The following is a 13127-nucleotide window of genomic DNA, read 5'->3' on the forward strand; positions in this document are numbered from 1 at the left end:
AAATATGTTCAGTTTCTATAGTAATACACCTAGGACTTCATTCTTAATACAAGGCCTAGGTTGGCCGAGTATGGTTAGAGAGCCTTCCTCTTTTTCATAAGTAACAAGAAGAGGGCTGTGATGGTATAGCGTGGAAGAGGCATAGATAAGAGGGGAAAGAGTTTTTTCTTATCCTCTTTCGAATACTTTTCCACGATATCTGGCAGATAATTGTTGGCCAGCAATTTTGGCACATTCTTTTTCTTAAGGGTTTGCCATAGCCAATCCTTGTTTTGCGATTCCTGCTCTCGATTGGTCTTTTCGAGTTGTTCGTAGGCGGACAAGGTTTTATCCAGCAACTGGTCTAGGGTATACTCCTGTAAACGTTTTACACTTAACTGTTCAGCTGTAATCTCCAGTGCAGCAGAAATAAAGTTTACGTTTTCCAGTTTTGTATTAAGCCCTAAGTCCTGCTTATATTTTTTGACCTGTTTTAGTAGCATATTTCGAACTAGGTCGTTTTTAATCATTTTAGATTGAGGTAAAACTAGTAGGTCATCCAACCATGCCCGTTCATTTTCAGTAAGTGGCCCCAGCAGGGGATTCTTGGACGCTTCATTTTTCAAATAATAGACATGTCCCGATAGACCACCGAAGGCCTTCTTGGCATCTAGATAGCCAAGGCGGATGTTTTTTTTCACTTGAGCCTGGTCAAACTGGAAGGTTGCCCCCAAATCAGCACTGTTTTTGATGTGGATTAGCTTGACACCCTTGGTCTTAAGACTGCGGTTGATGCCAATACCACTTAAATCCACAGCGATGACATGCTTGTAGCCCAACTCATGGAGTGGACCCACTGGAATATTATCATGAAAACCGCCATCTAAATATTTGATGCCATCTATTTCTGGTAGTTTGAAAACAGGCACAGAGCAACTGGCTAGGATATAGTCAATCAGTTGCCCGCTTGGCATGTCGCGGATATTAAAATACTTGGGCTCAAAGTTGGTTACATCAGTAGCAGATAAGGTATAATTTATATCTGAATTTCTAAGGGCTTCTTCATCAATTAGTCTAGCCAAAAAATCCTTTAGGGGTTCCATGTCTATGCCCCCATTTTCCAAATACTGCCTAGTCATGGTGGACATATCCCGGTCTAGTATTTTAAGGAAGTCTGGTCTCCATCCCTTCGGTTTATGGGACGCTTCTTCACTATCTTTTTGTTCTTTTTGCTCTTTTTGTTCTACGCTCCTTAGCAGTACATCAATGTCTAAGGACATCCAAGCATCTTTAGCCTTGTCTAGTCGCCCCATAGCAAACATGGCCCCATTGACGGAACCAATGGAGGTTCCCGCAACAGCACCGATGGGGATTTTCTTTTCAACCAAATAATCTAGAACGCCAATTTCATAACTGCCTTTTGTTCCACCGCCTCCTAATGCAAGGCCATAGACGATGGGCTGGGAATCTTGTTGACTTTTCGGTGTAAAATAATTTTTCATAACAGCTCTCCAAATATATAATTTGCTATATATGTAGTATATCACATTGAACAGCTAGCACTTACTAAAAAAGGACCCGAAAAAGGATTCTAGTGTGGAGAGGAGGGGGAAGGACTAGTCTATTTTGCAGGACAATGGGTTGCAACTATAGAAGTAAAGAATAAAACACATATAATAAGGTAGGAAGAAAATTTGGTGATGGAGAATACTATGAGTCAAAATGGGATTATATATGGCTACTATATTGAAAAGGGGCAGTATGAAGTGATTACTAGCCTTGCAGAACTGCCAGACTATACAGATAGGAGTGGCTTTATTTGGTTGCATATCGACCAGGATAGTCCTTCTGCGATGGAGTATTTCGAGCGTGAAAGCAGTATTCCAGATTTCATCGTAGCGGAGTTGCTGTCAGAAGATACTAGGCCGCGTGTTATTCAGTATATGGATGGGCTTATCCTCATTCTTCGAAGTCTAAATATGGACAAGGGTGAAGGATTTGAAGATATGATTTCGTTGCACATTCTGATTGAAAACAACCGGATTATTACGTTAAGGAGTGATAGGCTTCAGGTGATTCAAGATATTGGTGAATCAATACGGAATAAGAAGGGACCCTATACCCAAGGCGACTTGTTAAATGAAATCGTGGCAGGGATTACGAGTGGGATACGCGAGTATATTTTTGAGCTAGAAGAATCGGTAGAGCGTTTTGAAGATGAGATCTTGAATGATGAAAATGACAACATTCGAAATGAACTACGGGAAACCAGAAAGAACATTATTCAGATTAGTAAATACCTGAATCCTCAAAAGGGCGCTTTGAATGATTTTGATACACAAAAGTGTACTTGGCTTGACTACACGCAACGGTCCCATTTTAATGAGAACATTGAAAAGACCTTTAGGGCCATCGATGAGCTAGTTATTATTAAGGAAAGAGCGGCACTATTACAAGAAGAACTGAATAACTCCAGTAGAGAAATGATGAATCAAACGATGTATGTTCTTTCTATAGTGGGGGCAATCTTTTTACCCCTTAGCTTTCTTGTGGGTTTATTCGGCATCAACGTCGGTGGGATACCAGGCAGCAAAAGCCAGATGGCATTCGGTGTATTCTGTGTGATTATGCTTATCATCGGTGTTATCGAATTCTTATTGTTCAAGAAGAATAAATGGATTTAGGAATCCTTTTTAGTGTATTTCTGTGGAAAGGCTGGATTGGCTAGGAAATGGCGAATTTGTCTTAATATGTACCACCAATTCTGTAAGGAATAAGCAAACCCCTTCGCGCTAAGGGGCTTGTTTACTGTATATAACAATTCTGTGAACAATTGGGTTAAAGCATGGAGTTAGGTCTTTGCAAGTGTTAAAATTATAATCAGTGAAGAATACTATAATAAAGGATGGGACTATGAAAAAAATTGGATTAAAGATGCTGGTTGGTCTGCTACTCGTTAGCCTGCTTATGCCGATGAGTGTGATGGCAGATGATGAAGTGTATGGAGCAATTCTCTCCGAGGAGGTCCCCACTTTTACTGAAACATCGGTTAAGGGTCGGGTGTTGGAGATACTAGACAGCACGGTTGAAAACGTTAGTAACTACGAAATGGTCCGTGAGACCCTGCGGATTGAAATCTTAAGTGGTGATTTGAAGGGGGAAACCTTTATTACAGACAATGTGAAGGATCCAAGTCTGCCGTATAACATTGAAGTAAAAGAAGGCGACAAGGTGGTTCTTTACCTGGTGCAAGACGAGAATAATCAATTGGTGGAAGGCTACGTAACTGAGCGGGCCAGAGAAGATGTCCTTTTGGTCCTCTTGCTATTCTTTGTAGGTCTTCTAGTTTTGATTGGTGGCTTGAAGGGGTTTAGAGCTCTCATTGCCCTAGCACTCACCATGTTTGCTATTCTAAAGATTTTATTGCCCGCCATTTTGAAAGGCTACAGCCCCATCCTAATGTCAATCCTGATTTCCATTGGGGTTATTTTAATTTCTATCCCCTTAATTGCCGGGTGGAATAAGAAGGCCGTGAGTGCCATAATCGGTACCTTTTCGGGTGTATTGATTGCAGGTATCCTAGCCTACCTGGTTTCTGTAATTACGGGGCTTACTGGTCTAAGTATGGAAGAAGCCAGTATGCTTAGCTATATACCCCAGAATATTACCTTTAACTTTGTCGGACTTTTGTTTGCCACCAATATTTTGGGCGCATTGGGTGCAGTTATGGACGTAGCTGTTTCCATCTCATCGGCAATCTGGGAGCTGAAACAAGTGAATCCAGCTTTGAAGGCTCGGGATTTGATTCGTTCTGGAATGAACATTGGTCGGGACATCATTGGAACCATGGCCAATACCTTGATTTTAGCCTACTCTGGAAGCGGACTCTATATGCTGCTTCTCTTTATGGCCTATGATATGCCCTTTTTTGAAATTGTGAATATTGATGCCATGTCTACCGAAATTGTGCGTTCGCTGGCGGGTTCTATTGGTTTGGTTCTTACCATACCCATTACCGCTGTAATGGCAGGCGTCTTGTTTGGAAAAGAAAAGATAGGAGGCTAAGGTGTTAAGCATTGTAACAGGAAGATCTGGTAGTGGGAAAAGTCGCCTATTGGTGGAGAAAGTACGTTTGGCGATGACTGACCCTTCGTACCAAGGTAAAATCTATTTCCTGGCTCCAGAACAGTATACCCTGCAATGTGAGCGGGATTTAATTGAGGGTCTTGACCTGGATGGAACCCTATCGATTGAGGTTCTTTCCATCAGCAGACTGACTACTCGCGTGCTCGAAGAGTGTGGTGGCCTAGTGCGGCAATCTCTTGACCAGCAAGGAAAAAGGATGCTCATCCGAAAAGTCATGATGGATTTGGAGGAAGAGTTAGAGCAACTAAGGGGTCATTCAAGTGGCATGCTTGAAGAGATTTCTGCATTAATCGAGACCATAAAGAGAAACGATCTGAGTGTGGAAGAGTTGCTTTCGGCGGCAAAACAGATGAAGGACGAAAGACTAGTCAAAAAACTTAGAGACGTCGAGCAGGTTTATCTGGCCTACCAGGTGGCTTTGGCAGAAGGCTACCTATATCCAGAAGAGTCCTACCGCTTGCTAAAGGAGAAATTGGAGTATTCCAAGGTGTTTTGCGGAAGAAAAATTTTTATCGATGGCTTTACACAGTTCTCTGCTCAAGGGATAGCCCTGCTAGAGCAGTTGCTTCTTTTAAAGAACGATTTAATCTTGGCCCTACCCTATGATGACCGTGCCGAAGAAGGTAGTCTTTTTGCTGCCCAGGCTGGAATTATAGATAGGTTGAGAAAGTTTTGTAAGCAGGAAAAAATCGAACTCGTGAGAGAACATCTAGATACTGTCTTTCGTGAAGAAGAACTGGCTTTTTTACAAAGGAATCTTTTTTCCTATCCTCATGATACCTGGGATAAAGTGCCGAAACACCTGCAGGTGTTTGAAGCAAAGGACCGGGAACAAGAATCTCGCTATGTGGCGCATCAAATTGCATGTCAAATCAAGATGGGAGACTTGAATCCAAGGGACATCACTGTGATGTGTGATTGCTTGGACGATTATTATGAGCCACTGGCTCGTTGGTTTGCAGCCTATGAAATTCCTGTACATTTTGACCATGGAATAAGCCTTTACCAAGAAAGTTTTATTGCGCACGTACTTCGTTCCATTAAGCTGATCGGGTCTAATTACGGCCAAGCACAATGGCGTGAGTACTTGGCCAGTAATTATGTGACTGAGGACTTGGAACTACGAGAGAAGTTGGAAAATACGGTCATGCGACTCGGCCTCACGAGGGGTGCTCTGAGGGAGTATCTTGGTGCAACGGATTGCATGAAGCCGATTTTAAGACTGGAGGAAGCCTTCTGTAGCGCGAAGAATGTAAAGGACATGGTACTAGCCCTTTATACCTACCTAGAGGAGCAGTCGGTGCTTGAGCGTCTTACAAAGGAACGGGAGGTTCACCTGGAACGACGGGAATTTTTGTTGGCAGCCCGAACTGCCCAAGTATATGGCTTGCTGATTTCCGTGATGGAACAGATGGTTCTCTTGATGGGCAATGAGATTCTGGAATTAAATGAATTTTTGGAATTGCTTACGACTGGTCTAGGCGGGAAACAATTGGGTGAGATTCCCAGCGGTATCGACCAGGTCCTGGTGGGTGCTTTGGCTCGTTCCAAGAGTCATGATATACGGTATCTCTATATGATGGGATTGAATGATGGGATTGTACCGACAAATATCCGGGAATCTGCCCTACTTTCACACCGGGAGGCAGACCGTTTGAAAGAGCTAGGATTAGATCTGGGGTTAGATAGTGCTAGCCTGTACCGTAAAGAAAAGATGGATCTTTATTTGGCCATGGCCAAGGCCAACGAGGGCATGTCCATTAGTTATGCCAGAACCAGCATGCTGGGGGAAGCGCTTCTTCCTTCTTCCTTGCTGATGCGTCTAAAGAAGATGTATCCAGAACTGAACATAGTCGTGCAAGAAGATGATGAATTGTTGCCACTTGTGCGCCGGGGAAATTGTGTTTGGCCGGCGGATGCCTTGGAGTGGGGAATTGAGGATATCGGCCGGTACCTGCGGGGTGAAAGCCTATCTGACGAATCTAAAAACAATCTTTTTGCTCTCTACCAGGGTGGATTTAAGGAAACCTTGGATAATCTTCTTTCCGCTGAATTTTCAAGAGAACCAGAACGAAAGCTCGGCTCGCAGGTCGCATCTGAACTATATGGTCCTAAGCCGAAGATGAGCATATCCCGCCTAGAAAAAATGGCTTCTTGTCCCTTTGCCTACTTTGTGGCTCATGGATTGAAACCGCAAGAGCGGAAAGAGGGAATTGTGGACAATAGCGATCTGGGTACTTTTTTCCACGATAGCTTTTATCATTATGCCAAGGAACTGGCAAAGGATAAGAAAAGTTGGGATATTGCAGAGACGGAACGGATCGAAAGAATGGATAAGGCGATGGACTTAGCAGCATCTGGAGAAGATATGCTGGCTGTAAGAAAGGACCCATCCTACGCTCGCTATCGCAAGATGGCCACAAGTTCTGTCCAGCAGATGACAAAACAACTGAGTCAAGGCTCTTTTGAGCCAGCCTTTTTTGAGGTGCATTTTGGGCAGGATGAAGTGTTGCCCCCAATTTATCTGCAAGTAGACGATAAGACCACCTTGGAGCTTAGAGGTGTTATAGATAGGGCAGATGTGTATCAGGAAGATGAAAAGGCTTTAGTACGCCTGATTGACTACAAATCAGGCAATAAGGACTTCGACTATGGCTTATTCTACCATGGGCTTAGTCTGCAACTGGCAATCTATGCAGAGGCAATGCAGGGGGCGGCAAAAGCCCTAGGCGTGGAGTCGGTACAGGTGGGTGCTGCCCTATATTTTCACATAGACAACCAACCGGTGATTCTAGAGCGTGGAGATGAAGAAGAACTAAAGCAGGAACTGCAAAGGAGATTTGCGATGAAGGGACTCGTTTTGAAGGACCTAGATGTGGTTTCGAAGCTAGATGGTACCGAGACTGCGAGCCCTACCATGCAAGGCGTGAAGTTGAACAAGGATGGGAGCTTTGCCAAAAACAAGCATGTGGTGGATGCAGAGGAATTTGCTAGGATTTGTCGACACGGGCGCGTCAAGGCGACTGAATTTGCGGCAAAAATTATGCAAGGGGAGGTAGGCGTATCCCCTTACCGGTATGGTGCCGAAAAGAGTGCCTGCACCTGGTGCGATTACCGATCCATATGCTTTTATGAAGAAAAACGCATGAACTACCGCAAACTCGAAGAGTTTAAGGGAAGCAATGCGGGTCAAAGGGTGCTGGAAAGACTGGAGGAAACCGATGAACTGGACTAGGGAACAAGGCGAGGCCATAGAATCTAGAGGTGAAAATTTACTTTTAGCAGCGGCAGCTGGATCGGGCAAGACGGCTGTTCTCGTTGAACGGGTGGTTTCTTTAATTCTTAAAGATAAGGTGGATGTGGAGTCCCTGTTGGTCATGACCTTTACCAAGGCTGCAGCCTCTGAAATGAAGGAGCGCATTGCCAAACGCCTAGAGGTGGCCTTGGAAACGGAAGCAGACAAGGATACCATTCGCTTACAGTTGGATAAAATTGCAGGTGCGCAGATTTCGACGATTCATTCTTTCTGTTCTAGGTTGGTGCGCGCCAGCAGTCAGGTGCTGGGAATCGACCCGGCTAGTCGTACGATGGATGCTGAAGAAGAGCAGATGATGCTTGAAGAAGAACTAGACCTACTCTTCACCAGACTTTATGCACAAGAAGCCGATTGGTTTGTACCACTTGCAGAATCCTTTTCCAATACTAGGAATGATGAAGGATTTCGAAACCTGATGATCCGCCTGTATGACTTTATGCAAGGCTCTCCCGACCCTAGGGCCTGGATGGAAGAAGCTTGTGAGCATTTCCATATCCAAGGAGAGCTGCTGGATTCTGAATATATCCAGGTTCTGAAAACCAGCATCCAAGAAACGCTGATGGAGGCTGTATCGCTGCTAGCAGATATGAGGAAATTGGTGGAAGAAGAACTCCCCTACCTGGCAGCCACCCAGGAAGCGGATGAGGCACTTATTGAGGAATTGAGTCAGAGTCTTGCAGAGGATTTTCCTTCTTTTATGCGTCAGGCAAGCTCGATTAGTTGGAGTCGTCAAAAAGCCAAACCCAAAAATATGGACGTAGATGAAAGGGCCAAGGCTGCCCATGACACCATGCGCAAGGCCCTAAAGAAACAGGTGGGCGATGAACTGGGACGGATGGTGCCCTCCGATTTAGAACAATTGAAAGAACAAGTGGATACGGTCTATCTGAGATTGAGGGATTTGGCAGAAGTAGCCTACGATTTTATGGAGCAAATTGAGGAACGCAAGAAGGCTGGAAAGTTGTTAAGCTTTTCAGACCTTGAACATTATGCTCTTCGGGCTTTGGAGAACCAAGATATTTTAGACAATATCCGTGAGCAATACGAGCATGTCTTTGTAGATGAATACCAAGATACCTCGCTGGTGCAGGAAAAAATTGTGCGGCGGATAAGCCGCAAGGATAATCTCTTTATGGTAGGGGATGTGAAACAGAGTATCTACCGTTTTCGGGGGGCTGCTCCTGAGGTATTCCAACAAAAGAAAGTGGAATACCGGAAGAAGGGTGGACCCGGTCGACTCATTGCCTTGAATCAGAATTTTCGCTCTTCGCTTCCTGTGGTGAACTGTGTAAACCATATATTTGAAAACCTGATGACCTTATCTTTGGGAGAAATTGATTACACCGAGGGAGAAGCCTTGGTCTATGGAGCCAATTTGGATACTGAACAAAGACCGGTTTCTTTTCATTTTATAGATAAGAATGCTTTAGGCCTAGAGGACGAGACGTTCTACGACTTGGCCTACATGGAACGAGAGGCAAAGGTAGCGGCTGAACTTCTGAAAAAAGAAAAAGGAAAGTTATTTTTCGACCATAAAAAAGGAAAGATGCGTCCCATGGAATGGCGGGATATGGTGGTAATCCTCCGGGCCAAAAAGAATTGGGGAGACAAATATGTTCAAGCCTTGAAACAGGCCCAGGTTCCAGTCTATATGGATCGCCCCATGGGTTATTTTGAGTCGGTAGAAATACGAGTCATGACCGAAATACTGAATTTGGTGGATAACAAGGACCAAGATTATGCCTGGCTTAGTTTTCTTCGCTCTCCCATCATCGGGATGAGTGACCATGAGCTGGCAATCTTGTTTGCCGGGCGTAAAAAAGAAAGTATCCTAGACTTGGTGTACGAACATAGGGATGATGCAAAAATTAAGCGAGCCACAAGTCTGGTGGATGCCTGGCAGCAGGACCGAGAACGGATTGACGTGGGAGCCCTGGTGCAGAAAATCTTGCAAGACAGTCAATGGCTGGTTCTAGTCGGTGCGATGGACGCAGCCGCGCAAAGACGAGCTAATCTGAGGCTGTTTTTGGCGAGAGCACAGGACTATGCTCGGAAATCTTACGGGGGCCTGCGGGGATTTTTGCATTTGTTTGAGCGCATGAAGAACAAGGAATTAGATCCAGGTGTTGCCATGACAGCTGGCGAAAAGAGTGATGTGGTTCGGATTGTGACGGTACATGGGTCTAAGGGCCTAGAGTATCCCTTGGTGCTAGTGGGTGGTACCGGCAAGGGCTTTAATGCCAGAGAAAGCCAAGAACTACTCTTGATGCACCGTAGTCTGGGCTTGGGACCTGAGGTGACCAACCTAGAGAAGAACTATCGCATGAAGACGAGCGATAAGTATCGTATTGCAAAAAAAATGCGGCAGGAAAGCCGTTCGGAGGAGCTGCGGGTCCTGTATGTGGCAGCTACGCGTGCCAAAAACCGTCTGCTATTTCTGGGGGGGCTGACTCGGTCTCAAATGGAGGCGTTGGATAATCCCTATCTAGCACCCCTGCGTAAGGGAAACAGCTATGCTGAATGGTTCTATCCCTTGGTGATACAAAAGGATAGCCCCTACTACCGTGCTTCCTTGGTAGATGAGTTGGCTCTACATAAGGTTAAACAGGTGCGTGACAAAAACCACCAAGAGCGCCGGGAGGAAATAAGGCAGGCGCTGGCGCAGGCACAGGCACAAGCGGTGCCTGTGAATTGGAACCGCTTCGGTAGAAAAGAAGAGGTGCGAGCTCTACTTCCCAGTAAATTAGGGGTTACCGATGTATTTCGTCTCCACAATAAGGGATTGGACTTCTACCGAGTGGGTAAAAAGTTGGAAACGAGGGTACCGACCTTTCTAGAAGAAGAAAAGAAGGACCGGGGTACAGCTAGGGGATTGATTTTGCACCGGGTGATGCAGTCTATTGATTTTGCCCACGTAGATTCTCTACAAGATGTCCAGGCGCAATTAGATCAAATGGTGGAGCATGAGATCTTGTTGCCAGAAGAACGAAAGATCGTGGAGGCAAGCAAGATTTTGAAGTTCTTCAAAAGTGATTTGGGTCAAAGAGTTCTAAAAGCCAAGCGCGTGCAACGGGAGCTGGCCTTCAATATTCGCTACCCGGCCAGTGAGGTTTTTCCGGAAGCGAAAGAAGAGGGGCTGGAAGAAGATATTTTGCTCCAAGGTGTCATGGATTTGGTGGCAGAAGAGGAGGACGGTTTCTTGCTTTTAGACTACAAGACGGACCGTTCGGTGGAGGACTTTAACAATCCCCATTCTCTTAGCTACCAAAAATATGCCAAGCAACTGTCCCTATACAAGATGGCGCTAGAAAAGCTGGGGGGCAAAAAGGTAAAACAGATTGCCCTATACCTATTTGCGAGTGATGAGGTGAAGGAGATGGAGGTCTGATATGGATCGTTGGATGTTGGCTGGCCTTAGCTTAATCGCCGGTTTTATATTGGGAAGCCTGGTAATGCGCTTCCTGTTGAAGGATACCAGCAAACGCTATTTGCAAAATGAGTTGCTTAAGAAGGAAAGAAAAGAAGAGGAACAGGAAAATAGGATTTATGGTTTGGGTGCGGAGCTCGCCAGGGTAAAAGTAGAATTGCTGGAAAGCACAAGACAGCTAGAGGAGAAGGAACGTTTCTTCAAGGAATCCTTGTACCTTATGGAGGACCGCTTTAAGTCTCTTAGTGCGGATGTTTTGGAAAAAACCAATGAACGTTTTTTACAGATTGCCAAGGAAGAACTATCTTCCCAGCGTAAAGATGGAGACCGCTCCTTGGAAAAGAAAACCTTGGAGATTGATGCCATGCTCACGCCTATGAAGGAGAGCTTGAAGCAGGTAAGCCAGCTGATGCAGGATTTAGAAAAGGACCGCATTGAGAGCCAGGCCCAGGTTATGAGCCGGATGTTTGAAGTAAATACAGCCCAGAATGAGCTTAAAAAGGAAACGGCGCAACTGGTACGAGCCTTGCGGACGCCTCAGGTCAGGGGAAGATGGGGAGAAGTACAATTGAAACGGGTGGTTGAACTGGCGGGGATGTTGGACCATTGTGATTTTGAAGAACAGGTTTCCGTGACAACCGAAAATGGTCGTCTGCGCCCTGATCTAAAGATATTTTTACCAGGGGGAAAAACTGTTGTTGTGGATGCGAAGACGCCTCTTTTGGCTTATCTAGATGCTGTGGAAGCAGACGATCCAGATGTCCGGGAGAAAAAACTAAAAGAGCATGCAGCCCAGGTGAAAAAGCATATTTCCCAACTTTCACAGAAATCGTATTGGCAACAATTCGAGGATACGCCTGAATTTGTGGTGATGTTTCTTCCGGGAGAACCGTTCTTTTCGGCTGCCCTGGAGAAGGATCCAAACCTGATAGAGTATGGCATGGACCAACAAGTGATTCTAGCCACTCCGACTACCTTGATAGCGCTACTGAAATCGGTGGCATATGGTTGGCAGCAGGAAGTCATTAGCCAAAATGCGCGCGAAATTTCTGTGCTGGGCCGTGAACTGTATGACCGGATTCGAGTATTTGCGGGCCACTTTGGGGAATTGGAAAAGGGTCTCAACCGGAGTGTGACCGCCTATAACAAGGCAGTGCAGTCCTTTGACAAACGAATCCTACCTTCTGCACGACGCTTTGAAAATTATGGCATCAAGCCTAAGAAGGAGTTGGAGCCGCAGAACATCATTGAGAAAATAGCTACCCCACACGAGGCAAAATACTTGGACTAGCTTAATAATATGGTATGATAAACCTATATGCTGAAGGAGGTTTACATATGGTACGTATTATCGTGGATTCTGCCACAGATATGCCAGAGAAGCTTAGAAAGAAACATGATATCTTGATGGTATCGTTGCAGGTCACTGTCGGGGATAAAAGCTTCAGGGACTGGACAGAATTAGGGCCCGAGGAATTGTATGATTGGCTGGCGAGAGAACCAATCGCACCGGTTACCTCGCAACCAGTAACCTCCGATTGGTATGAGGTCTTGGATGGTTGTGAAAAGCGAGGAGAGGACGTCTTGATTATTACCATGTCTTCGGCCTTGTCTGGTACCTATTCGGGCGCGATGCTGGCGATTAAGAATTATCCGGAAATGAACATTGAGGTGTGTGATTGCCGCACGGCTTCTTTGGGAAATGCCTTGATTGCCTTGGAATTAGTAAAGAAAAGAGATGCCGGGGCTAGCCTAGGGGAACTGGTGGAAGAGTTTAAACAACTAAATGAGCGCATACATACCTATGTGGTAGTAGGTAGCATGGAAATGCTGAAACGAGGAGGCCGCATTAGTGCAACTTCGGCGATGCTAGGCAATATATTAAATATTAAACCGATCCTATTGATTAACGAGGAAGGAAAACTAGAACCCCTGGAAAAAGTACGAGGTTGGAAGAAAGCCCATGACTTTTTGGTGCAGCGGTATAAGGAATTTGCTGAACCGGGTGCGCCAGTTGCCTTGGCGTCAGCCAATAACCCGGACGAAGTTGACCGAATGGCGGCGGGGATCCTAGGGTATGACCCTAAGGTGGATATCCATAAGATGGAAATTGGTGCCGTGATAGGCAGCCATGTTGGACCGGGTACAGTGGGTTTGGCCCTATTCGAACGACTGGACTATGAATAAAGAATAGAGTATGAACAAGGAGCAACAACCAAGACATATGACTGGGTTGCTGCTCTTTTTTTGTACAGAATC

General features: G+C 45.4%; 7 protein-coding genes. 6 read left to right on the top strand and 1 reads right to left on the bottom strand.

Annotated features, from left to right (window positions below):
* Positions 1–74 precede the first annotated feature (74 nt).
* The gene (locus JR334_10800; protein ID QRN85420.1) at positions 75–1481 is read right to left on the bottom strand and encodes a patatin-like phospholipase family protein; all 1407 of its coding nucleotides are present in this window, start codon (positions 1479–1481) and stop codon (positions 75–77) included.
* A 195-nt stretch (positions 1482–1676) separates the two neighbouring features.
* Here JR334_10800 and JR334_10805 point away from each other — a divergent pair, with 195 nt between their 5' ends.
* The 6 genes from JR334_10805 to JR334_10830 all read left to right on the top strand — a co-directional run bounded on the left by JR334_10805 (position 1677) and on the right by JR334_10830 (position 13055).
* Positions 1677–2663: a zinc transporter ZntB gene (locus JR334_10805; GenBank protein ID QRN85421.1), complete on the top strand. Its 987-nt coding sequence runs from the start codon at positions 1677–1679 to the stop codon at positions 2661–2663.
* A 229-nt stretch (positions 2664–2892) separates the two neighbouring features.
* A complete protein-coding gene (locus tag JR334_10810) occupies positions 2893–4044 on the top strand; it encodes a YibE/F family protein (GenBank protein ID QRN85422.1) in 1152 nt (383 codons plus the stop codon).
* A gap of 1 nt (position 4045) precedes the next feature.
* A complete protein-coding gene (locus JR334_10815) occupies positions 4046–7360 on the top strand; it encodes a PD-(D/E)XK nuclease family protein (GenBank protein QRN85423.1) in 3315 nt (1104 codons plus the stop codon).
* Complete coding sequence (gene addA, locus JR334_10820) at positions 7347–10829, top strand: helicase-exonuclease AddAB subunit AddA (GenBank protein ID QRN85424.1); 3483 nt, start codon at positions 7347–7349, stop codon at positions 10827–10829. Before JR334_10815 ends, addA begins: the two co-directional genes overlap by 14 nt.
* Position 10830: 1 nt before the next feature.
* Positions 10831–12159 carry a DNA recombination protein RmuC gene (rmuC, locus tag JR334_10825; protein ID QRN85425.1) on the top strand — a complete coding sequence of 443 codons (1329 nt, stop codon included), beginning with the start codon at positions 10831–10833 and terminating at the stop codon, positions 12157–12159.
* Positions 12160–12206: 47 nt separating this feature from the next.
* Positions 12207–13055 carry a DegV family protein gene (locus tag JR334_10830; protein QRN85426.1) on the top strand — a complete coding sequence of 283 codons (849 nt, stop codon included), beginning with the start codon at positions 12207–12209 and terminating at the stop codon, positions 13053–13055.
* Positions 13056–13127: the final 72 nt, after the last annotated feature.

The sequence above is a fragment of the Clostridia bacterium genome, assembly GCA_016887505.1.
GTDB lineage: Bacteria > Bacillota > TC1 > TC1 > UBA5767 > UBA5767.